Annotated in this window: 15 protein-coding genes; 4 read left to right on the top strand and 11 right to left on the bottom strand. The window is 59.0% G+C overall.

The genetic code is table 11. From position 1 onward, the window contains the following. Window positions 1–22 precede the first annotated feature (22 nt). Both pta and AACX99_RS18620 read left to right on the top strand, forming a co-directional pair. A complete protein-coding gene (pta, locus tag AACX99_RS18625) occupies window positions 23–2,116 on the top strand; it encodes a phosphate acetyltransferase (protein WP_339413921.1) in 2,094 nt (697 codons plus the stop codon). 241 nt (window positions 2,117–2,357) lie between these two features. Next, complete coding sequence (locus AACX99_RS18620) at window positions 2,358–3,263, top strand: acyltransferase (RefSeq protein WP_339413920.1); 906 nt, start codon at window positions 2,358–2,360, stop codon at window positions 3,261–3,263. Between the two features lie 28 nt (window positions 3,264–3,291). Here the strand turns inward: AACX99_RS18620 and AACX99_RS18615 are convergent, their stop codons facing one another. The 5 genes from AACX99_RS18615 to AACX99_RS18595 all read right to left on the bottom strand — a co-directional run bounded on the left by AACX99_RS18615 (window position 3,292) and on the right by AACX99_RS18595 (window position 11,873). Continuing rightward, window positions 3,292–5,442 carry a putative bifunctional diguanylate cyclase/phosphodiesterase gene (locus AACX99_RS18615; protein ID WP_339413919.1) on the bottom strand — a complete coding sequence of 717 codons (2,151 nt, stop codon included), beginning with the start codon at window positions 5,440–5,442 and terminating at the stop codon, window positions 3,292–3,294. Window positions 5,443–5,513: 71 nt separating this feature from the next. Further along, entirely contained in the window at window positions 5,514–9,272 is a 3,759-nt protein-coding gene (locus tag AACX99_RS18610) for a response regulator (protein WP_339413918.1), read from the bottom strand. A 162-nt stretch (window positions 9,273–9,434) separates the two neighbouring features. Beyond that, on the bottom strand, window positions 9,435–10,091 hold the full coding sequence (locus AACX99_RS18605) for an OmpA family protein (RefSeq protein ID WP_339413917.1): 657 nt from the start codon (window positions 10,089–10,091) through the stop codon (window positions 9,435–9,437). 112 nt (window positions 10,092–10,203) lie between these two features. Beyond that, the gene (locus tag AACX99_RS18600) at window positions 10,204–10,851 is read right to left on the bottom strand and encodes an MBL fold metallo-hydrolase (RefSeq protein ID WP_339413916.1); all 648 of its coding nucleotides are present in this window, start codon (window positions 10,849–10,851) and stop codon (window positions 10,204–10,206) included. 2 nt (window positions 10,852–10,853) lie between these two features. Next, complete coding sequence (locus tag AACX99_RS18595; RefSeq protein WP_339413915.1) at window positions 10,854–11,873, bottom strand: AraC family transcriptional regulator; 1,020 nt, start codon at window positions 11,871–11,873, stop codon at window positions 10,854–10,856. Window positions 11,874–12,258: 385 nt separating this feature from the next. Here AACX99_RS18595 and AACX99_RS18590 point away from each other — a divergent pair, with 385 nt between their 5' ends. Next, window positions 12,259–13,098, top strand: a complete 840-nt coding sequence (locus AACX99_RS18590) for a metal-dependent hydrolase (protein WP_339413914.1) — start codon at window positions 12,259–12,261, stop codon at window positions 13,096–13,098. A gap of 150 nt (window positions 13,099–13,248) precedes the next feature. Here the strand turns inward: AACX99_RS18590 and AACX99_RS18585 are convergent, their stop codons facing one another. Together AACX99_RS18585 and AACX99_RS18580 are read right to left on the bottom strand one after the other, a co-directional pair. Then, window positions 13,249–14,190, bottom strand: coding sequence for an alpha/beta fold hydrolase (locus AACX99_RS18585; protein WP_339413913.1), 942 nt, complete (start codon window positions 14,188–14,190; stop codon window positions 13,249–13,251). 79 nt (window positions 14,191–14,269) lie between these two features. Beyond that, on the bottom strand, window positions 14,270–14,950 hold the full coding sequence (locus AACX99_RS18580) for a TetR/AcrR family transcriptional regulator (protein WP_339413912.1): 681 nt from the start codon (window positions 14,948–14,950) through the stop codon (window positions 14,270–14,272). 87 nt (window positions 14,951–15,037) lie between these two features. Here AACX99_RS18580 and AACX99_RS18575 point away from each other — a divergent pair, with 87 nt between their 5' ends. After that, entirely contained in the window at window positions 15,038–15,877 is an 840-nt protein-coding gene (locus tag AACX99_RS18575; protein WP_339413972.1) for a hypothetical protein, read from the top strand. A 1-nt stretch (window position 15,878) separates the two neighbouring features. On the opposite strand, the gene AACX99_RS18570 is transcribed toward AACX99_RS18575, so the two are convergent. The 4 genes from AACX99_RS18570 to AACX99_RS18555 all read right to left on the bottom strand — a co-directional run bounded on the left by AACX99_RS18570 (window position 15,879) and on the right by AACX99_RS18555 (window position 24,303). Then, the gene (locus AACX99_RS18570; protein ID WP_339413911.1) at window positions 15,879–18,602 is read right to left on the bottom strand and encodes a LuxR C-terminal-related transcriptional regulator; all 2,724 of its coding nucleotides are present in this window, start codon (window positions 18,600–18,602) and stop codon (window positions 15,879–15,881) included. A gap of 280 nt (window positions 18,603–18,882) precedes the next feature. Continuing rightward, a complete protein-coding gene (locus AACX99_RS18565) occupies window positions 18,883–20,250 on the bottom strand; it encodes a DUF1329 domain-containing protein (RefSeq protein WP_339413910.1) in 1,368 nt (455 codons plus the stop codon). 31 nt (window positions 20,251–20,281) lie between these two features. Continuing rightward, window positions 20,282–22,249, bottom strand: coding sequence for a DUF1302 domain-containing protein (locus AACX99_RS18560; protein WP_339413909.1), 1,968 nt, complete (start codon window positions 22,247–22,249; stop codon window positions 20,282–20,284). Between the two features lie 371 nt (window positions 22,250–22,620). Beyond that, window positions 22,621–24,303 carry a fatty acid--CoA ligase gene (locus AACX99_RS18555; RefSeq protein WP_339413908.1) on the bottom strand — a complete coding sequence of 561 codons (1,683 nt, stop codon included), beginning with the start codon at window positions 24,301–24,303 and terminating at the stop codon, window positions 22,621–22,623. Window positions 24,304–24,327: the final 24 nt, after the last annotated feature.

The raw sequence follows: 24,327 nt of genomic DNA, 5'->3' as shown, positions 1-24,327 counted from the left end.
CCACCCAATACCTGGAGACAGCATGCATACCTTCTTTATTGCTCCCACCGGTTTCGGCGTTGGCCTTACCTCGATCAGCCTGGGCCTGGTCGGCGCCTTGGAGCGAGCCGGCCTCAAAGTTGGCTTCTTCAAGCCCATCGCCCAGCCGCATCAAGGCGACATGGGCCCGGAGCGCTCCAGTGAGCTGATCGCCCGTACCCATGGCCTGCACTCACCGAAACCGCTGGCTCTAACGCATGTCGAGCGCATGCTCGGCGACGGTCAACTGGATGAACTGCTGGAAGAAATCATCAGCCACTATCAGCAAGCGGCTGAAGGCAAAGACGTGGTGATCGTCGAAGGCATGGTGCCGACGCGCCAGGCCAGCTATGCCGCGCGGGTTAACTTCCACCTGGCCAAGAGCGTGGATGCCGAGGTAATTCTGGTCTCCGCACCAGAGCAGGAAAGCCTCAGCGAACTAAGCGATCGGGTGGAGATCCAGGCCCAGCTGTTTGGCGGGCCGAAAGACGAGAAAGTGCTCGGCGTCATCCTCAACAAGGTGCGCAGTGACGACGGCATTGAAGCCTTCGCCAACCGCCTGAAAGAGCTCTCGCCGTTGCTCAAGGGCGATGACTTCCGCCTGCTCGGCTGCATCCCCTGGCAGGACGAACTGAACGCCCCGCGCACCCGTGACATTGCCGACCTGCTCGGCGCGCGGGTGCTGAATGCCGGCGATTACGAGCAGCGGCGCATGCTGAAAATCGTGCTCTGCGCCCGCGCTGTAGCCAACACCGTGCAACTGCTTAAACCCGGCACGCTGGTGGTGACGCCGGGGGACCGCGACGACATTATCCTCGCCGCCAGCCTGGCCGCCATGAATGGCATGCCGCTGGCCGGCCTGCTGCTGTGCAGCGATTTCGCCCCCGATCCACGAATCATGGAGCTGTGCCGTGGTGCGCTGCAGGGCGGTTTGCCGGTGATGACGGTGAGCACTGGCTCCTACGACACCGCGACCAATCTCAACCGCCTGAACAAGGAAATCCCGGTCGACGACAAAGAGCGTGCGGAAACAGTGGCCAACTTCGTCGCCAGCCATATCGACCACGAATGGCTGTTCGCCCGCTGCGGCACGCCACGCGAACTGCGCATGTCGCCACCGGCGTTCCGCTATCAGCTGGTACAACGTGCCAAGGCTGCGAAAAAGCGCATTGTCTTGCCGGAAGGCAGCGAACCACGCACCGTGCAGGCCGCTGCCATCTGCCAGGCGCGTGGCATCGCCCGCTGCGTGCTGCTGGCCAAACCGGAAGATGTTCACGCGGTGGCGCACGCCCACGGCATCGAATTGCCGGAAGGCCTGGAAATCCTCGACCCGGACCTGGTCCGCGAGCGCTATATCGAGCCGATGGTTGAGCTGCGCAAGGGCAAAGGGCTGAATGCGCCGATGGCCGCCGCACAACTGGAAGACACCGTGGTACTGGGCACCATGATGCTCGCACTGGATGAAGTCGATGGCCTGGTTTCCGGGGCAATCAACACCACCGCAAACACCATCCGCCCGGCACTGCAGCTGATCAAGACCGCGCCTGGTTACAAACTGGTGTCCTCGGTGTTCTTTATGCTGCTGCCCGATCAGGTGCTGGTCTACGGTGACTGTGCGGTAAACCCCGACCCGACAGCGGTGGAACTGGCGGAAATCGCCATACAAAGCGCGGCATCGGCCAGTGCCTTCGGCATTACTCCGCGCGTGGCGATGCTCAGCTACTCCACCGGTGATTCCGGCAGCGGTGAAGAGGTCGAGAAAGTTCGCGAGGCCACCCGCCTGGCCAAGGCCATCGATCCGCAACTGCTGCTCGACGGCCCGCTGCAATACGATGCGGCGGCAATTGAAAGCGTCGGCCGGCAGAAGGCACCCGGCAGCCCGGTTGCCGGACGTGCCACGGTGTTTATCTTCCCCGACCTGAATACCGGCAACACCACCTACAAAGCGGTGCAACGCAGCGCCGATTGCGTCAGCGTCGGACCGATGCTGCAGGGCCTGCGCAAGCCGGTAAATGATCTGTCGCGCGGCGCACTGGTCGATGACATCGTCTACACCATCGCCCTGACCGCAATTCAGGCCGCCAACCTGCCGCAGTAACCAACAACTACCAACAGAGCCGTCTACGGCCAGCCCTGCCCAGGAAAAGAGCTAAAAATACGCGAAAGGCAGCGATCACCAGCGTTTCGAAAGGCTTGCAGTTCGGTGCACAGGCGTTAACCTGTGCGCCGACCGATCTGTGGTGGAAAACCACAGGCATAGATAAGTCGGAGCAGTTCCGCTGAGCACCACCCCATCGTTCTCAGCAGAACTGCTCCATTTTTTGGAGGCACCTGCCCCAATGCTGCATTTTCTGCCTGCCCCTGTTCGTGGCTGTCTCGCCGCCCTGATGCTCGCTCTGAATACCCTGATCTGCTGCTGGCCGCTGTTTGCTGTGGCCTTGCTCAAACTGCTGCTGCCTATTCCCGCGATCCAGCGAGGCTTGCGCTTTGTGATGCATGGGATTGCCGAGTTCTGGATCAGCACCAACAAATTCTGGATGAACCTGGTTGGCCGCACGCACTGGGATGTGGCTGGCCTCAGCGGCTTCGACAAGCAGCATTCCTATCTGGTGACCAGCAACCACCAGAGCTGGGTGGATATTCTGGTGCTGCAATACCAGCTCAACCGACGCGCTCCTTTTCTGAAGTTCTTTCTTAAGCGCGAGCTGATCTGGGTGCCGGTAATTGGCCTGTGCTGGTGGGCGCTGGAATTCCCGTTTATGAAGCGCTTCAGCAAGGAATACCTGGCTAAACACCCTGAGAAACGCGGCCAGGACCTGGCCACCACGCGCAAGGCCTGTGCGCGCTACAAGACCAACCCGGTGGCGGTGTTCAACTTCCTCGAAGGCACGCGCCTGTCTCCCGCCAAGCACGCGCAGCAGCAGTCACCCTTCAAGCACCTGCTCAAGCCCAAGGCTGGCGGCATTGCCTTTGTTCTCGATGCCATGGGAGAGCAACTGCACAGCCTGGTCAATGTCACCATTCATTACCCGCAGGGCAACCCTGGCTTCTGGGACCTGTTGTGCGGGCGAATTGAGCAGGTGGTAGTGCGCTTCGATCAGCTGCAGATTCCCGAAGAATTTATTGGCGGCAACTACGATCAGGACGAAGCCTACCGTCTGCAGTTCCAGCAGTGGGTCAACCAGCTGTGGCTGGACAAGGATGCGCAACTCGATGAGCTGAAGAAGCGCTACCCCGCGCGTTAACTAAGCACTGCAACAACCTCAAGTCCGCTTAATCTGCGGACTTTTCATTGAGCAACGGCAAATTCTGCCAATCCAGCTGTGCGGGGAAGGTCTTCAATTGATCGGCGCTCAGACCCGGCGCGACCAAAAAGCCCTGCATGATGGCGCAGTTATGCGCCGCCAGCCAATCGCGCTGAACCATGGTCTCCACGCCCTCGGCAATCACTTCCAACCCCAGGTTACGCCCCAGGTCGATGATGGTGCTGACCACCGCAGCGTCGCGCGGCGAGTCGAGCATATTGGAGATAAACAGACGGTCAATTTTCAGCGTATCCAGCTCGAAATGGCGCAGGTAGGCCAGTGATGAGTAGCCGGTACCGAAGTCATCGATGGCGATCTTCACGCCCAGCTTACGCAACTGGCGTAACTGCTCCTGACTGGTTTCCAGATCCTGCATCAGCGCACTTTCGGTCACCTCCACCTCCAGCTGCTGGGGATCTAGCTGGTGCTCTTCGAGCACCCGGCGCAAGTCTTCGACCAGCTGCGGCATGCCGAACTGCACCGGGCTGACATTCAGGCTAAGCACCAGCTCAGTACCGTACTGCTGGCTAAGTTGCCGGCATTTTTCTACCCCTGCCCGAAAGATCCAGCTACCCAGGCGATTGATCAGGCGGGTCTCTTCCAGCAGTGGAATAAACACCCCTGGCGCCACGGTACCGGCAACCCGGTGCTGCCAACGCAGCAACCCTTCGAAACCACGCAAGCGCCCGCTTTGCAGATAGATCTGCGGCTGATAGACCAGCACAAAATCGTCATTGTCGATGGCACTGCGCAGGCTCTCCTCAAGCATCAGCCGTGAGCGCGCACGCCCGTTCATTTCCGTGGAAAAAAAACGGTACTGCTGGCGGCCGGCACGCTTGGCCTCGTACATGGCCATGTCCGCGGCACGTAGCAAGCCTTCCACGGTTTGCCCGCATTCGGGGAAACAGGCAATGCCCACGCTCGCCCCCAGGGTAACGTCTATGCCGTCTAGGCTATGCCTTACCGACACCTGCTCAATCAGCTTTTCGGCAATTCGCGCAGCGTCTTCAGGATGCTCCAGGCTGTCGAGCAAGGCGGTGAACTCATCACCGCCAATGCGTGCCAGGCTGTCATAGGGGCGCAAGCTGATCTTGAGTTGCTCACCGACCAGCTTCAGTAAGCGGTCGCCTACATCGTGACCGAGTGAATCATTGATACGTTTGAAACCATCCAAATCGAGATAAAGCACGGCCATACGCTGGCCACTGCGATCAATCCGCGCCAACGCCGAATCCAAAGCCTGATAGAAGCCGCGGCGGTTGAGCAGGCCGGTCAAAGCATCGGTAATCGCCTGCGACTCCAGCTGCTGGTGCAAATGGCGCACCACCGACATATCCAGCGCCATGATGACCATGGCGTGCTGCAAGCGTGGCAAGGGTGAACAGGAGAGCGCCACCGGGACCTGCCCCCCCGTCAGCGTACGTAGGCTGGCATCGTGTAGACGATATGACTCACCGCGCCGCCACTGCCGGTAGAACTCTGACATGCGCCACTCGCAAGTCACCTGAGGGTTGAGCAGGTAGGAAAGCATTTCACTGCCTTCCAGATCGCTAATCGCACCATCAAGCATGCGCGCCATGGCTGGGTTGGCGAAATTGATACGGCCATCTTCACCGACCACCATAATCCCTTCGGCGGCGTTATCCAGCACCGACGCATTGAACGCCCGTGCCGTATCCAATTGCTGGGTCAGCTGCAACAGCTCACTGCGGTTGCGCTCGTGTTCCAGCAGGGCATGAATCTTGTGGCGCAAGATGTTGGAGTCGAACGGCTTAAGCATGAAGTCCACCGCGCCGGTGGCATAGCCTTTGAGTACCGACTCCTGAGTCTGGGCGATAGCGGAAACAAAAATGATCGGGGTATAGCGAGTACGCGGATTACCGCGCATCAACCGGGCAACTTCGAAGCCGTCCATGTTGGGCATCTGCACATCCAGCAGTACCAGGCCGACGTCTTCTTCGAGGAGACATTGCAAAGCTGCCTCGCCCGAGTCGACACAGCGCAGCTGCCAGTCGCCTTCCTCCAGCAGAGCTTGCATGGCCTCCAGATTTTCCGGACGGTCGTCTACTACCAATAGAATCTGTGTACTGGCGGCAATTTTCAGCTGCACATGTGCCATATATCCTCCCTTGTCCCTGGCGAGCGCCTTGCGACTCCTGTTGCGGTACAGGGTAGCAGGCCGCGACAAAACTACTGCGGCGGCGCTGCAGGCGCCTCGAATGAGCCAGTATGCGGGTCAGCAGTAGCCAGCCAACGTACCAGCAGCTCCAGCAAGGCTTCGCGGCTGACTGGTTTGGCCAGATAATCATCGGCCCCCGCGGTGATGCATTTCTCCCGATCGCCTTTCATCGCATGGGCAGTCAGGGCGATGATCGGAATGCTGCAGCCATGCTCGGTCTTGAGCAGCCGGGTGGCCGTGTAGCCGTCCATGGTCGGCATGGCCATATCCATCAGGATCAGGTCGAACGGCTCACGCTCGTAACAATTGATAGCTTCCTGGCCGTCCTTGGCCGAGCTGATGATCAGCCCCACCTCATCCAGCAAGGCCGTCAGCGCATAGACATTGCGCACGTCATCATCCACCAGCAACACGCGCAGCCCCTCCAATGGATTCTGTGCCCTTGGCACGCCAACCCGCGAGGAATCACTTACGCCGCCCAGAAAACCCTGTACCGCTTCGCTGAGCGCCTGCATATCCTCACCATGCTTGTGCACCACTACCGCGCTATAACGGCGAAGTCGTTGAAAGGCCTGACGTGTGACGTCGACACCGGTATTGATCACCACCCGCGTGCCATTCAGCGGCCGCTGCCGGTTGAAGCTTTCCAGCAATTCAAAACCGTCCTGGTCGGGTAGATCGAGATCGATCACCAATGCACTAAACACCCCGTCGGCATAGGCCTGTTGCGCTTCATCGGCGCGGGCACAGGCCTGTACGGTGAAACCCAATTGCTCTAGGTGTTCACGGTAATGCTCGCGCTCAACCTCAACATCCTCGACCAGTAACAGGCGCTGTACGGGTAGCTGGTCAATCTGCTGCAGGTCGACAAACACCTGTTCCAAATCCGCCCGCTGGATGGGTTTGACCAAATAACGCGTACCGTCATCGTTCCAATCCACCGGTTGCGGTACGCAGGAGATGATATGCACCGGCGTGCTGCGGTGGCTGGCCTGGCTGCGCAGGCGGCGAAACAGCTGCCAACCGCTGATATCCGGCAGCAGAATATCCAGGATCACCGCGCTAAATCGTTCGCTTTGCAGCACACTGAGTGCCTGCACTCCAGAGCGGCAATGCACGCTGGCAAAGCCGTGGGCGTGGGCTTCCTCGGCGAGTACGGCGGCAAAATTCACATCATCCTCGACAATCAGCACAGCTGGACCCTCGCCACTACGCTGTGGCGCTTCTGCTATTGGCTCCACCGACGCCTGTGCCACCACCCGCACCGGCAGCTGCACGGTAAAGCAGGAGCCTTGGCCTGGGGTGCTTTGCAAGCCTATTTCGCCGTCCATCGCCAGCACCAGCTGACGGGTAATTGCCAGCCCCAACCCGGTGCCGCCAAAACGCCGGCTGGTGGAGCCGTCGATCTGCTGAAACGCCTGAAAAATCTGCTCATGTTGCTCGGCAGGGATACCAATACCGCTGTCGCGCACGCTGAAATTGAGCAGTTCATGGCCCTCCTCCGGCTCGCCTCTGGCGCAGGACACGGTCAGGCTGACCTCGCCATGCTCGGTAAATTTCAGGGCGTTGGACAACAGATTGCGCAAGATCTGCTGCAGGCGGATGCGGTCCGTGTGGATCACCCGCGGCACACCGGCCTCCAGCTGGGTATGCAACCGCAGCCCCTTGATCTCAGCCATTGGCCGCAGGCTGGCATCCAGCTCGACGAGAATGTCCTGCATGTTCAAGGGTTCGAGCTTGAGCTGCATACGCCCGGATTCGACCTTGGCCAGATCCAGCACATCGTTGATCAGTTGCAGCAGATCACTGCCGGCACGGTGCACGATATCGGCATGCTTGGCCTGCTTCTCGGTCAGGTTGCCAGCACTGTTCAGACGCAGCTGGTCGCTAAGGATCAGGATGCTGTTGAGCGGCGTGCGCAGCTCATGGGACATGTTGGCGAGAAACTCCGACTTGTAGCGGTTGGCCAAAATCAACTGCTCGGCCTGGTCGCGCAGGCGCTGCTCGGCCGCCTTGCGCTCGCTGATATCAATAATCACCGCCTGCACCAGAGCATCCTCACCACCGCGGATAGGCGACAGCCCCACCTCTAGCGGAATCAGCCGTCCATCGCGGTGCTGCCCGAACAGCTCACGGTTACTACCCATACGTCGCGGCTCCGGGGATTTTTGATACCCCTGACGCATCGGCACATGACTACCACGCAGGGCCGCAGGCAGCAGAGTCTCAACTGGCTGCGCCAGCAACTCCTCCCGGGCATAGCCAAACAGCTGCTCGGTCTGACGATTGACCATGGCAATACAGCCTTGGTTATCGACCAATACGATGGCGTTGGGAGATGCCTCGACCACCAGGCGAAAACGCTCTTCAGCGCCTTTGCGGGCGCGCAGGTCAATCAGATTGATCAGGTAATTGACCCCACCCGAATCACCCAGCACGCTCAGGCTAAGCCCCACCGGCACCTCTTCACCCAGGTCTCGGCGCGCCAGGTACTCATTGACCAACTCGGCACTGTCGTGATCGATGGCCAGCTCACTCAACTGCTCGACCGTCGGCAGAAAGCGTTTGACCCGCTCTCCGATCAACCCCTCAGGCGTCGAATCGAGCAAGTCAGCAGCACTGCGGTTGGCCATTTCGATACGGCCCTGGGCGTTGCACAGCAGCGTTGCCACCGGCAAGCGCTCGACCAACAGACGAAAGCGCTCCTCGCGTTCGCGCAGCTTATCGGTGGCCAGGTGATTGGCGTGCAGCTCACGCTCACGCAGGTACAGATAGCCGCCGACCAACAAGGCCAGTAAGGCCGCGGCCACCAACCCGACCCACAGGCTGATGCCACCACGGCTTGGCATGGCCGCCTCATACGCAGCCGTGCTGGTCACTTCCAGCACCCAGTGGCGTCCATAGAGTGGCAACTCCAACACATGCTGAAACTGCGGCGGCCGCATGGAGGCTTGCGCGTCGACGCTTAACAACGGGGTTTTCAAAGCCTGCTGGTCCTTGATCGCCACATCGAAGCGCTGCCCTTGCGCGCCGAGAATGCCTTCCATCAGCTCATGACTGCGAAACGCTCCATGCACCACGCCCAGCAAGGCCGCCCGGCGCTCCTCGGCAGTACTCTGCGGCATGTTGGGCAGGTATACAGGCAGGAACAGCAGTACCCCGCCCTGCACATTGGTATCGGTTTCCTGGCGCAGGGTGACGGGCGCACTGAGTATCGCCTGGCCCGTATCGATAGCCTGCTCAACCGTGGTGCGGCGTACGGTTTCGCTGAGCAAATCAAAACCCAGCACCCGGCGATTACGCCAATCCAGCGGGCTGATGTAGTCGATCAACAGGTAGTGTTCGCGCGTCCCCGTGGGGAGTGCGCGGTAATCGGCGCGTCCCTGGCTCTGCTGTGAGGCCAGATAGGCATCAAGCTGCTCGGCACGCAAGTAGCGCGACCATGCCAGGCCGAGGATGCCTGGGTAGCGGTCCTGCAGTTGCAGCTGATCGATAGCACGGTCCCATTCCGCCAGGGACACATAATCACTGCCAGTCATCAACCCGGAAACGCCACGCAGAACCATCTCATAAGCGCGCATGCGGCTTTTCACCCGCTGGCCAATGTCCTGCGCCTCCAGCTCAAAGCGCTGCTGGTGCTGCTCGCGCTCACGCTGCTCGAAGACTTGCCACTGCCAAACGATCAACGCCCCCAGACCAAGCGACAAGGCCAGGGTGACCCATAACGGCAACCAGGGTTTACGCGAGGTGGAAGCATGCCTGTCGTCCATGATTTCTCCAGTTTTCGTCCATGTCCGGCGCGTCGATGCGGCAGGGTTATTGGTACCACTGCCAGCAGTCTAGACATGATTTGAACGGCTGACCGAGTCTAAATCGCAGGCATAAAAAAGCCGCGCATTCGGGCCAATGCGCGGCTTTTTTACAACCTGCGGCTACAGTGGGCGCAGGTTGATTTCTACCCGGCGATTCTGTGCGCGACCTGCCTCATTGGCATTGCTGGCAATCGGCTGATTGGGGCCAGCGCCATAAGACGACAGCCGCGAGGCCGGAACGCCATTGGCACTCAGATACGAGGCCACACTCTGCGCACGGCGGTTTGACAGGTTCTGGTTCAACTCCAACGAACCGGTGCTGTCGGTATGGCCGACAATATCCACACCATTCTTGTCGAACTCCTTGAACACCGTGACCAAGGAGTTAAGGGTTGGATAGAAGCTGCTGGAAATATCCGCCGAATTGCTGGCAAAGGTGATATTGCCCGGCATGATCAGCTTCAGGTCATCACCATTGCGCTGCACCTGCACGCCGGTGCCCTGCAAGGTCTGGCGCAGTTTGGCTTCCTGGGTGTCGACGTAATAACCGTAACCACCACCGGCCGCACCACCGACTGCCGCACCGATCAAGGCACCTTTGGCGCGGTCCTTCTTGCTGGACGTGGCCGCACCAATCACCGCACCGGTAACTGCGCCAACACCACCGTAGATGCCCGCCTTGCCCGCTTCACGCTCACCGGTATAAGGGTTGGTGGTACAGCCGGCGAGCACGCCAAGACCGAGGGTAACAACAGCCAGATTTCGCCACAGCTTCATGCGTACTTCCTTTGAATGTTGGATCAGGGAATATCAGGTTAGCACCTGAGTTTTCGAGCCCTATACGTGGTTAAAGTTCATTACAGGGGAATTGAGTAGGCAAACGCACGAGCTAAGCGCGGACAAACGGGTTATCACGCATCTCATCACCGAGGCGCGTATCGGCGCCATGGCCGGTCACCACGGTGGCGTCCTCGTCCAGGCTGTACAGGCGCTGCTTGATCGAGCGCTCAATGGTCGGGTAATCGCCGCCCCACAAGTCGGTGCGACCGATACCCCGTTTGAACAGGGTGTCGCCGGCAATCAGCAGCTTGTCCTGCGGGAACCAGAAGCTCATCGAGCCGGGCGTATGCCCCGGCGTATGCAGCGCAACGCCGCAGCCGCAGGCCAGTTCTTCATCATCGGCCAACCATTGATCCGGAGCCGGCACCGGGGTGTAGGGCACGCCGAACATGCGGCACTGCATCTCCAGGTTGTCCCAGAGGAACTGATCCTCCTTATGCAGGTGCAGGGTCGCGCCGGTCTTCTCCTTCATCTGCCCGGAAGCCAGGAAGTGATCCAGATGGGCGTGAGTGTGGATAATGCTCACCACCTTCAGCCCATGGGCCTCCAGGCGCGCCATGATGTGCTCGGGGTTACCACCTGGATCGACCACGATGGCCTTCTTGGTCAGCGGGTCGCCAATAATCGTGCAGTTGCACTGCAAAGGCCCGACGGGGAAGGTTTCTCGGATCAGGGTCGGGGTTGCGGCAGAATTCATGGTTATTCCTCAGCGCGGTAATCGCTGGGCAGTTTACCCGTCCATTTCTTGAACGCACGGCGAAAATTCGACGGGTCGCTGAAGCCCAGCAAGTAGGCGATTTCATACAGTGGCAGGTGGGTGGTGGTGAGGTATTGCAGGGCCAGGCTCTTGCGCACCTCATCAAGCACTTGCTGGTAACTGGTGCCCATATTCGACAGATGCCGGCGCAGGCTGCGGCCACTGGTGTGCAGGGCATCGGCGGCGCTGGCCAGGTCGGGGAAGTCACCGGGGCGCGCCAGCAGCAGGCGGCGCACGCGGGTCAGCAGGCCGTCCTGCACATCCAGGCTGGCCAATAGGGCTTCGCACTGTTGCTCGCACATCTGCACGGTGGCCGGGTTGGCCAGGGCCATTGGTCGGTCCAGATAGCTGACCGGCATACTCAGGCGGTGATAGGGCTGATCAAACGCCACCGCCACGCCAAACAGCCGCTCGTAGCGCTCGGCGTAATGCGGCGCGGCATGGGCAAAGCCCACCTCGACCTCCTGCAAACGCTCGCCCACCAGAAAGCGCGCGATGGTGTAGAGGCTGGCCAACAAACCTTCGGCGGCGAAGCGGCTGAGCGGGCCTAGCGGTATTGACTCACTGGCGCGCAGTTCGACTCGCTCGCTCTGCTCGACCATTTCCAGCTCATAAGTCAGGCCCAGTACGCGGTAGTACTTGAGGGCGAACTGCATGGCCTTGCCCAGGTTGGCACTGGACAGCACCGCATAGCCGAGGATGCCGTGGGTCGAGACATTCAGCCGCTGGCCAAGCAATAGACCCAGCGCCGGCTCGTCGCACAAACGCAGGGCGCTGCTGGTGAGTTGGGTGAAATCAATAAAAGACAAACGTCCCTGAGGATTGCCCAGCACCTCGGGCCTGACCCGCGCCTCGGCAAACAGCTGCGCGCGCGGCACGCCCAACTCCTCGACAAAGTCAAGCAAGGCGGCTGCATAAGCAACGGGAACCAGCTCGGCAGAGAAATTCAATGTTGGCTTCATGGGCTTCTTATTATCTGGCCAGATATGACCACTGACAGCGACGATAACCCTGTTCGACAAAACCCGACAAGGGCATCCCACAGCACGGTGCCAGGTCAGTCAGCTTGCGCAGCTTTGCGCGAGCTTTGGCCATACTCAGGACTTGAGCGGCCGATCACCACAACCGAAGGTTGGGCTTGCAAGGCGCAATGTCCATTTCGCCCAGGCAAGCGCTCTAGCACGTAGGCTCGGCAAGCTAACCACGGCGCTGGCAAGCCATATATCCTGGTACACCCGTGCAATATTGGCCATATATGACCGAAAAATTGGCTGTTGTGAACCTTTGCCTAACCGTTTGGCGAATCCATAGTGAACCACGCTTTAGTCACGGACTCAGGGAGTCAGCATGATCAGCACTACCCCGGAAGGTTTGCAGATTCGTCCACGGCATATGGATTTCGATTTTCCCAATCCCCTGCCGCGCCACTGGCACAGCGGTGATGCCTTCAAAAGTCATCTGTTCGACGCCATGTCGGTGCTGTTCCCCGACGGCGAGCGCTTCTTTATCGACTCGGTGCGGCACTTCCGCGACCAGATCGATGATCCGGTGCTGAAAGAGCAGATCCGTGGCTTTATCGGCCAGGAAGGTCACCATAGCCGCGAGCACTTGGAATACAGCAACCGTTTGCGCGACCTGGGTTACGACATCACCCGTATCGAGAAGCGCGCCCAAGCACGGATCCGCTTCACCCAGAAGAAGTTCTCGCCGCAGCGCCAGCTGGCGGCCACCGCAGCGTTGGAACATATCACCGCGATCATGGCTGACGGCCTACTCAAGGATGCGCGCCATATGACTGGCGCGCACCCAACCATGGCGCGCCTGTGGCGCTGGCATGCGCTGGAAGAAACCGAACACAAGGCGGTGGCCTTTGACGTGTACAACCAGGTCTGCGGCAGCCGCAAACTGCTGCGTCGGGCGATGCGCATGGGCACCTTCTTCTTCGTGCTCGACACCAGCCGAGGCCTGGCGCACATGCTTAAACAGGACGGCCTCCTGTGGAACTGGCGCGTGTGGCGCGACGGCCTGCAGTGGATGTGGGGCAAGGAAGGCGTGTTCCGCCCGCTGATCGGTGCCTATCTGGACTTCTTCAAAGCGGACTTCCATCCTTGGCAGCACAACAACCTGGAACTGCTCTACCAGACCCGCGCGGAGTTCGATTTGCCTGCGCAAAGCCAGGCGGCCTAAGCCGGACGCTGAAGCGAACGACAAGGGAGCCCGATGGCTCCCTTTTTATTGTGTCTAAGTATTTTCTGCAGCTCGGTGTAATCCGGGCTATGCCCTACCCGATACTAAAACTGCGGGCCACGGCGAAACTGCAGCCCGCAGATCCAAGAATCACCCCTGCAGAAAACGCAAAGCATCGGCAGCACTTTGTTGCGGTATCTCCTCCATCGGGATATGCCCAACGCCAGGGTAGCTTTTCACCTGAATCCCCGGCAGATCGCGCTGCCAAAGCGGTACATGCTTGGGCGAAATCCAGCGATCACGCTCGCCCCATAGCAGCAGAGTCGGTGCCTGGATCTGCGCAACCCGCGCCGAAGTGCCGTGTAGCTCCTCTTTATTGACCTTGAGCAGCACCCGGAAGATATCCATCATCGCCCGGCGGTTGCCCGGCCGCCGCGTCAGGTCGTTGTAGCGATCCACCACGCCCGGTTTGATCCGCGCCGGCTCACCGTAAACTTCCTTGATGCCCTGGGCGATCAACGCACGCGGCATCCACAGCGGCATGGCCAGGGTGGCACCGGGCAAGGCGGCAGCAGAAATCATCCACGGCACCTTGTGCATGTGATAGCCGGCCGGGTCGATCAGTATCAGTTTCTCCACTCGCTGTGGCTGCGCCAGGGCGAAGTTCCAGGCGATATAACCGCCCAGGGAATTACCGACAATCGATGCCTTGCTTACGCTCAGGTAGTCGAGCAGCAGGGCGAATACCTTGATCATTCGCTCGGCGGAATACACGCCATCACGCGCCGGCCCGGTCAGGCCAAAACCCGGCACATCGAAACGGATCACCCGGTAATCGGCGGCAAAGGCCGGCAACCAGTCATCCCAGGTGTGCAGCGAGGCGACCACGCCGTGAATCAATACCAGCACCGGTTTGTCGCGGCTGCCCTCATCGCGGTAATGCAGGTTGAAGCCATCGAGTTCGATATAGCGCGAGCCATTGGCGGCATTGCCATAGCGCGCCTTGAGGCTTTCCAGCGGCAAAGCGCCGAAACCCAGGCGGGCAAAACCGGCCGCCAGCGGCGGCGTCAGCGGGAGACTGGAAGCAGACATGCAGGCACCTCGATATTGTTGTTTTGGGGAAGACGCATCCGCCCTATCAGAGCATGTCTACCCAGGGCTGACGCCTAACCTAGGTTGAGCGGGCGACAGGACAGAGCGAGGCGATCAGCAGCTCGCTGAGCACGCGTTTGGCCTGTTCGATTTCCTCGCGGCTGGCGGCGCGACTTAGCAACTCCAGAGACGCGGCTTCCATGGCCCAGATCAGGGCGCGGTAGGTCAGCGGCTCGGCCGCCAGGGTCACTCTATGCAAACGCTCGGCGAGCAGCCGTGCCATCTCTGCATGAGCCCGCTGACGGTGCGCGGCCAGCGGCGAGTCGGCGCGCAGTGCTTCTTCCTGCATCAGACGGATAATCGGCCCGACCGCCAGGTGATAGTCGAAATAACGTCCGACCATGCCCTGCAACCAGGCCTGCGGGCTACCGGCCAGGCTCTGCATCTCACCGAAGCGCGACAGAAGCAGGGACACGGCCGTCTGGTAGATGCCTTCGAGCACCTGCATCTTGTTTTCGAAGTATTTATAGAAGGTACGCCGCGACACATTAGCTGCTGCCAGCAGGTCATTCACTGTGGTGTCCGCCAGCCCCTTGCGGGCAAATACCGGAATCGCCGCCAGCTGGATATTGGTGCGCTGCAGATGGCCGATCAGCGGCCCGTCGCCATCCTGCTCTTGCTGCTGGGCCACCGCGCCGTATCCGCCGAGATCCTCAAATACCGCACGCACAGCCCCCAGTTCTGCCAACGCCTGCTGCATCGCACATTTCCCAACCAAGGCGCGGGTGACGCGGATAGCCAAGCTGGTTACGCTGAACTACGCCATCGCCGCAGGATTATTGTTGTGCTGAACACGCTAACACGCCGCCTTTGCCCATCGCTGGCCATCCTTTTGCTGGTTCTGCTGTCACCGGCACAGGCAGCCGAACTGTTCTATCTCGGGCAGAAAATTCCCGATATCCACAAGCCCTGGAATAGCGCCGACTATCAGCAATTGCTGGAAGCGTTGAACAAGGTCGACAGCACCCAGGTCAACGCCCTGCCCCGGCGCAGCGGCGAGTTCACTGGGCCGATCTATGAGCGCATGGTCAGCGAAGAGAACTTCCGCCCGCAGTTGAATATCTACGCACCGCTTGAACTACGGCAGAACGAAGCCCGTGAAGCATTGTTTCGCCTCAAGGAACTGATGCGCCTGTATTTCGATTTTCGCGCCGTGCAACAGCCTTATGCTGCCGAGGCGTTGGGTCTGATGAGTTATTCGCTGCGCCAGCAAGCGGTGCTGTTCACCCTGACCACCGAGTTCTGGATGACCCTCTCGGAAACCGAGCAGAGCAACCCGGTACGCCTGCAGGGCCTGCATGAAACCAAGGCGGCAGCGGCCATGCTTACCTCAAGCGCCCTGGACTATCTGGGGCTGACCAAACAGTTCGGCCGTGAAGAGCTGGTGCTTTACAGCGCCGAACTGAGCAAGCAACTACCCGAGCTGTTTATCCATTTAAGCGGAGATGTTCGCGATACGCTGCTGCAACGCGTTGAGCAGCTTGCCCAGCAGCATGCCTATACAGAAGTGCAGACCAACATGCGCGAGTTACAGCCGGTGTTGTTGAGTATCCAGCAGGATGTGCAAAGCAAACTCGCAGCCGCGCAAGGCGCCCGCACGCAGCCTCGACCTGTCGGTACCGACTGAGTCAGTGCAGTAGACCGAGGCTCTTGGCGCGCGCTACGGCCTGGGTGCGCCGCTCGACGCCAAGCTTGCTGTTGATATGCCGAGCGTGGGTCTTCACCGTGTGCAGGGAAATAAACAGGCTGTCGCTAATCTCTTGGTTAGAACAGCCCTGAGCGATCAGTTGCAGCACTGCTAATTCACGCGAGCTGAGAGCATCGACCACACCGGCATAGTCGTCCCGGCTGTCCATCTGCGCTACCTGCGGCAGGTGTTGCCGCAAGGCTTCAATCAAGGGGCTCGGGTCCTGCCCCAGCAACTGCTCGCGCAACCACTCCGGCTGCTGATTTATTAGCCCATGAAATGGCAGTAACCCGCCACCGGCGGCTGCCTGCAAAGCACTGCGCAGCAGCTGCTGCGCCTCGCGCTCACGACCGCCAGCACGCAGCAGGGCCACTAGTTGCATCTGTGCAATCGCCCCGAGCAACTGTCCGCCGGCGTTCTGCGCCAGTTGACTCAAGCCACGCAAACGCCGCTCGGCTTGCTCATTCTCGCCCTGCAAACGCTCGTAAGTGGCCAGATGCAATTGGATATGCAGCGGCAATTGCGGATGAAACTCGGGGGCCGCCGCGGCCTGCTCGCCACCATAGGCATCCAGCAGACGGCTCAACCAAACACCCGCCAGCTCGGTTTGCCCCTGACGCAACCACAACTCACATTTGGTCAGGGTGATCATCGCCAGGTAGTAAATCGGCGGAATATCCCAGATATGCATCAGCCGTTCCGCTTCGGCCAGATGGGCAAAGGCCTGCGGTAAGTTGCCACTGCGCCCTTCCAGGCTGGCCAGCACGCAGTAACCGACCAACACACTGATATCGCGACAGCTACGCGCTTCGGCTATCCCTGCCAGCAGGCGTTGCCTCGCCTGCTGCGGTTGCAGACGTAGGCTCAGCAGATAACCTTCATACAGGGTCAGCCGCCCACGCGCGGCGTACTGCCGCTGCGCCGGCAGACTGGCCAGGCGCTGCTGGCCCTGGCGCACTTCGTCCAGCGCGCGCAGCACTTCGCCACGGGCCTGCAGCACGCGCGCACGATCGTAATGGGTCAGGGCCTCGAATAGCGGATTACCGACACGCTGCGCCAATTCCAGAGCTTCGCGATTCAGCCCACGCGCACGCCACAAATCACCATGCACGATGGCCAGATTAGCCAAGCTGGAGAGGCACATCAGCCGCTGACCATAACGGTCCAACGGCAAACAGCTCAGCGCCTCGCTGCAATTGGCCAGGGCCTTGGCGCTGTCGCCACGTCCACGGGCAATCACCCCACTCAGAGCTAACCATTGAGCCAGCAGGCCTTCCTGCTCACAGTGCTCACGGGCGGGGAGAAAACGCCCCAGTTCAGCCAACAGCTCTTCGGCGGCATCCAGCTGACAAGCCAGCGCCAGTGCCCAGCCGTACAGCAGAATAAGACGCGGGGTGCTGGTCAGCAGGCTGTCCGGCAAGTCCATTTTCCAGCGTAACAAGGTGGCGACGTTCTGTTCGGCCAGCAGTTGTTCTTCGGAGAGGTTCTGCACCAGGTTGGCTGCCACATCCGGTTGGCCTGCGCGCAACGCCTGCTCAATGGCTTCATCCAGCAGACCCTCGGCGCTGAACCAGCGACACGCTCGCAAGTGCAGACCAGAGGTTGGCTGCGGGCGACTGCGCAGCAGATCGGAAAACAAGTGATGATAACGAAACCATTTGCCCTGCTCATCCAACGGCACCAGAAACACCTGATGCGCCTGCAGATGACGGAGGATAGCGGCGCTGTCATGGGCATCGCGCAGGGCATCGCATAGCTCGGCGCAGAAGCGCTCCTGGCAAGCGGTTTCGTAGAGAAAAGCCTGTACCTCGGGAGGTTGGCGTTCGATTACCTCCTCCAGCAGATAATCATGAATTAATCCATCACTGCCCTGGGCCAGCGCCGGCAGCGCTGCGGACTCCTGCGATTCACTGGCGGCCAGTGACCACAGACGCAAACCCGCGACCCAGCCCTCACTGCGCTGCAGCAGAACGGCCAGCGCCTCGGCTGACAGCACGCGGCCCTGCAGCGCGAGTAATTCAGTACATTCCGTATCGCTCAGGCGCAGATCCTGCTCGTGCAACTCCAGCAGTTGCCGCGAGAGACGTAGACGCGCCAAGTGCCAGTCCGGGCGTTGGCGACTGGTCACCAACATCACCAGGCCGGGCGGCAGATGGCTCAAGAAGAACTGCAAACAGCGGTCGAGCACCGCGCCCTGTGCCAGGTGGTAATCATCCAGCACCAACAGTAACGGTTGCTGAGGATCGAGACGTAGCGCCAGCTCATCGAGCAGACCATCGAGCCATTCTTCAAAGGCAAACGGCTGATGCCGTTGACGCAAGCGCAGCAAGCCCAGCGCTTCCTGCCCAACACCAGGGAAAAACTGCTGCACGCCGCCAAGCAACCGTTCAAGAAAACGCCCCGGATCACTGTCACGCGAACTCAAGCCCAGCCACAGGCTTTGCCAGTGCTCGGGCAAATGCTCGCAGAACTCGATGGCCAGTGAGCTTTTACCAAAACCGGCCGGCGCACTGATCAGCAGCAAGCGCCCCGTCAGGCCGCCCAGCAGACGCTCACACAATTCTGGGCGCGCTACGTAACTGGCCGGTAAGGGTGGTCGATAGAAATGCCCGCCCAGTACGTTGGGCGCGGCAACCAAACCAGGAATGCGGGACAGATCAGTCATTAGCCGGTTTCTTGTAGTAGTCAGGCAGAGGCACTACCAATGCCCCGCAGACTAGCCTCTTGATGCGCGCATTTGAAGCCCTTGCGGCCATCAGGTAGCAAACAGCAATGATTGCTCACCACCTATTGAACATTTCCCGGCTTTTATCACAGACATAAAAAAATGGCCGGGAGCCATTTTTAGCGTCACGCCGCGATCGACCGAAAGGAGGCCACCATGGATGGCTGGCCATAAAAAACCGGCCCTCAGGGGCCGGTTCTTTAAGCAGCATTACTCAGGTTTAGCGTACGCCAGCCTGGCGCAGGGCCGCTGGGGTGTAATCGCTTTCCTTTGCAGGGTAGTCGAACTCGTAAGCACTTTTCTCTTCGTTCTTCATACCCAGAGCCAGGTAACGACCGGACAGCAGGTCATACAGGGTCTCTACGCTGTACCACGGCACTTTCTTGTCGTAGTAGTACTGAGCATGGGCTTCGGCCACACGCCACAGAGTACCGCGACCGTCGTAGTGGTCAATGACAGCGGCTTGCCAGGTGTCTTCGTCAAGGTAGAAGTCACGTTTGGCATAGATATGACGCTCGCCCGATTTCAGGGTTGCAGTCACATTCCATACGCGGTGCAGCTCATAACGAGTCAGGTCCTGGTTGATGTGGCCAGCCTTGATGATCTCGTCATACTTCAGCTTCGGTGAATCCAGACGGTAGCTGTTGTAAGCGATGTAGATGTCCTTCTTACCATTAAGCTCCCACTCGTAACGGTCAGGAGCACCGTTGTACATGTCGAAGTTATCGGAAGTACGCAGGCCATCAGCTGCAGTGCCTGGACCGTCATACGACACCTGCGGCGCGCGGCGCACGCGACGCTGACCGGCGTTGTACAACCACGCCAGACGCGGCTCCTTCACCTGATTGAGGGTCTCGTGTACCAGCAGTACGTTACCCGCCAGGCGAGATGGAGCGGTTACGCGTTGTTTGAAGTAGAACAGCACGTTGCTTGGCTTGCTGGTATCTACATCCTTCAGCGCACCACGGAAGGTGAACTCATCCTGGAAATAAACCAGGCTGTAAGAACCATTGGCCTGCGGAGTAGCCTGAGTTACCAGACGCTTCACGCTGCCGCCGCGATAACGGGTGATGTGGTTCCAGATCGCTTCCAGACCGTCCTTTGGAATTGGGAAAGGATAAGCCTGGTCGAAGTTCTCCAGACCGTTACCACCCTCAACCATCTTGGTGTTGACTGCGTTGTTCTTCGCAGCTGCCAGGACGGCATCCGGCATTGTGGCAGTACGGTGAGTCGCAAACACCGGCATTTTGTAGCTTTCCGGGTAACGCTTGAACATCGCCAGTTGGCCAGGGGTCAGCTTGTCTTTGTACTGATCCACATTTTGCGCGGTGATGGTAAACAGCGGCTGCTCATTCGGGAACGGGTCCGAGAGGAAACCAGCAGCATCAGCAGTGCCAGCGCTGGCTGGCAGGCCGCCAGTCCAGGCTGGAATAGAACCATCGGCACTACCTGCCATTTCCGCACCGACTGGGGTCAGCGTGGTACCCAGCTTGGCCGCCTCATCCTGCGATACCGCCGCCATCACACCGCTGGCCAACAGCGAGAGTGTCAGGGCGCCGGTTTGCAGCAGACTTTTTGTTGTTTTCATAGTCATAGTCGTCCTCAAAAATCTCGTCCGCTTAGAAGTTCATACCGAAGCTGAGTGCCACGAAGTCGCGGTCAGTTGAAGTGTTGTATTTACCGCCGAAGAAATCGGTGTACGCCAAGCTGGCGGTGTAGGTGTTCTGGTATTCAGCATCCAAGCCCAGGCTGACAGCCTTTGCACCTTCAACAAACAGGTTGTTCGGGCCATAACCGTCAACATCATGCGACCAGGACACGCTTGGGCGCAGGTTAATACCAGCGAATACATCTGGGTAATCCCAGATGGCACGACCGCGGTAACCCCAAGCGGTTGAGGTAACAAATCCATCGTCCTCACAAAACTTGGTCAGATTCTTCGCATCGGGATTGCCACCAAGACCGCCAAGGTTAGTCGTACGGCATTGGTCGCCCGGCAGCGAGCCCGAACCATAAATAGCATCGCGACCGTAACGAACGTCACTGGAGTTCTCTAAGCCGCCGACGTGCACAACACCTACCTCACCAACCAGAGTAAGACGACTAGCGCCCATGACTTGGTCAAAGAAGTGGGTGAATGTAGTCTGGAACTGGGTTACTTCTTTGCGGCGGTAACCATGCAGATCAGTGCCTGGAGTACCTTGCAGAAGAGAAACGTTCGGAGCCACAGGTGTTAAACCAGCGTACAGAACATCGGTAGAGTTAAGAGCGACAGGAGCATTAGGGCGATAGCTAACTTCGCCGGCCCATGATGTGCCGGTAGGCAATGTTGTAGAGAAGCTCAAACCATAGAGCTTGATGTCTTCTGGGTACTCCATAAAGTAGGTGCCATTACCGGCAATGACTAAAGGCAATAAGCTTCCAGTAATACCCCCCGCGATAGCACCCGCACCCGCGCCGCCTACTATTGGAGTAAGTGCACCGACAAGTTGACCACCTAACCCTGCTGCACTATATGCAGAGGCAGGACCAGACGATCCGCTAAAGAAAGGAGCGCGACTATGATAGTTCATGAAATAGGCACCAAACTCAGTGTCTAACGGCTCAAACATATAGCGGAACGCCAAGCCCCACTGGCCACTATCACGGGCATCGCGGTCGGCGGATCGACGAACCAAGACCCCTTCATCTGGGACCTCCCAAGCTACACCATTGGCATTAAGAACACCCAAAACCGCATCCATTGCGCCGGGAACAGCACCTAACGCCGCTACATTATTTGCCAATGTAGTTGTGAGCTGGCTTTCAGTCCTGAGAACGGCCAAATTATTATCGCAACCATCCGCTGCAATATCCGCCTGGGAGAAGAAAGTACCGCAGTTATCGATAACTGTCTGATCCCACTCAAGCTGATAGAAAGTCTCCATGGAGAGATTTTCTGTCAAGCTCTGCGATACGTAAAACATATTAACTGGAATCAAACCTTCTTTGATCTCAGCGCCTGGGCGGCGAAATGCAGAAACGTCGACCGGGTTAATTTCGTTGATGCTGTTACGGATAAAAGTACTTTCGCCCCAGCTAACTACTTGCTTACCCAAACGTACCGAACCAGGCTGATCCAAGATGTCGTAATTGTGATAAACGAAGGCATCAAGGATTTGACCGCCAGAGGCTTGTGCACCCTCTTTGCGATTACTGTCACTGATATCTTTGAATTGGCGGCTTTCATCTTTCAGCTCGAAGTCGTACCAATATTTACCCCGAACGAAAACGCCAGTGTCGCCGTACTTCAGTTCAAGGTCATGGATACCTTTGAAAATTTTCGAGAAAGTTTCACCTTTCTTGAAATTCAAATGACCATCATCAGTGGTCTGCGACAGTCCACGGCCACCATTGTTAAAGCCAATCAGGTCTTTATCAGCACCTTTCACCGACCAACTCGCACCGACCGACAAGGAAGAGTCGAGCTGACCTTCGATTTCACCAATATTGAAAGTAACGCCGAATGCAGGTGCGGCGAGGGTGGATGCGAGGCTGACGGCCAGTGGCAGTTTTGCCAGGCGCCAGGTTTGTTTTGTTTTTGTCATCGACGCTACTCCATGTGTTTTTTGTTATGGATGGTGCGGACTATAGCCAGCGGGTACTTCTGCTTGATCCCTCTAAAGTGTGATTTGCAGCCCCCAGGCACTCTGGCTCGCTGGTTTCGGCGTGTTTGCCACAGCCGGCAGAGCCAAGAATGGCTTGGAATGAGCAATTAGCAAGCCAAACGCTTGTTTGACTGACCAGTCACCAAAAACGACTTAATTTAGCGCGAATGGAACATCCCGCTGCGCGCTGTCAACCACCCCAAGAGAACCCTGCTACATCGCCTGAAAGCCTTTATCCAAAAGGCTTTCAGGCTATTGAAAGGCAAGCGCGAAAACGGGCGAAGCCTGCGCCTCACCCGTGGCTCAACCCCTTAGACAGTGGACAGAAACGGGCTGCCTGCGGCCTGCCACTGGACGATATCCAGGCGAATGCGTTTCTTATCCAGCTTGCCGACGCTGGTCTTGGGAACTTCGGTAACAAGGGCGATCTGCGACGGTATCGCCCACTTGTTGATGCTGCCCTGATCGACATAAGGCTTGAGGTGTTCCTTAAGGCCCTTGGCATCCAGACTCTGACCTTCGCGCAGCACCAGCAGGGCAAATGGCCGCTCGCCCCACTGCGGATCAACCACACCCACCACCGCCACTTCACGCACCGCTGGGTGACGACTGATCAGGTCTTCCAGCTCCAGGGAGGAGATCCATTCACCGCCAGTCTTGATTACATCCTTGATGCGGTCGCGGATATCGATAAAGCCAAAGTCGTCGATGGTCGCTACGTCACCGGTGTGCAGCCAGCCGTGTTCCCACAGCTCAGCACCCTTCTCCGGTTCGCGGAAGTAACCCTGAGTCAGCCACGGCGCACGCAGCACCAGTTCCCCCTGGCTTTCGCCATCAGCCGGTAACAGGGTGCCATCGGCGGACATGATCGCCGCCTCCACCAGCGGCACAGGCACACCAGCCTTGATCCGGTAAGTGGTGCGCTCATCTTCGCTGCCGGCCATCAGCTCATCATTGATATGTGCGCAGGAGATCAGCGGGCAAGTTTCCGACATGCCGTAGGCAGCGGTCAGCTGGATGCCACGCGCCTTGGCAGCCTCATACAGCGAGCGATTCAGTGCGCTGCCACCGATGATCATCTTCAGCCCGCCAAAATCATGACCCTGATCCCCAGGGGCGGCCAGCACCATTTGCAGAATGGTTGGCACACAGTGGGAGAAGGTGACCTTCTCCTCTTTGATCAGGCGGCAGAGCATGTCGGGTTCATAACGGCCGGGATAGACCTGCTTGATCCCCAACATGGTGGCCACATACGGAATGCCCCAGGCATGCACGTGGAACATCGGGGTGATCGGCATATACACATCGTTGGTGCCCAGCAGTCGGATGCTGTCCAGACTGCCCAGCACGCTGGCTTCGGCCATGGTGTGCAGCACCAGCTGGCGATGGCTGAAATACACGCCCTTGGGGTTGCCGGTGGTACCAGTGGTGTAGAAGGTGGTGGCGACCGAGTTCTCGTCGAAGTCCGGGAAGTCATAGCGTGGGCTGGCGGCGGCCAGCAGATTTTCGTACTCGCCGACCAGGCCGCCCATATCAGCAGTTTTCTCGGCTGCGTCGGTCAGCAGAATGGTTTTCTGTACCGTGGTCAGCTGGCTTTCGATGCCTTTATAGAGCGGTACGAACTCGCTGTTGACCAGCACGAACTTATCGTCGGCATGGTTCATGGTGTAGAGAATTTGCTCAGCCGATAGGCGGATGTTGATGGTATGCAGCACCGCGCCGATCATCGGGATGGCAAACATGCACTCCAGGTAACGGTGGCTGTCCCAGTCCATCACGGCTACGGTGTCCCCGGCCTTGACCCCGGCTTCGGTGAGCACATTGGCCAACCGCGCCACGCGCTCATTAAGGGTGGCGTAGCTGTAGCGCAATTGATCGCGGTAGACGATTTCGCGGGTTTTCTCGTAGCGGATACCGGACAGTAGCAGACGCTTGATCAGCAGCGGCGCTTGGTGGGCATTGTCGGCGGGGGCGATCAGACGGGTCTGCAGCATGGCGGTACCTTATTGTTGGTTTTT

This window comes from Pseudomonas sp. EA_35y_Pfl2_R5 (assembly GCF_963970805.1).
Taxonomy (GTDB): domain Bacteria; phylum Pseudomonadota; class Gammaproteobacteria; order Pseudomonadales; family Pseudomonadaceae; genus Aquipseudomonas.
Note: the sequence above shows the minus strand (reverse complement) of the source record. Positions and strands in the feature narration are given on the sequence as shown.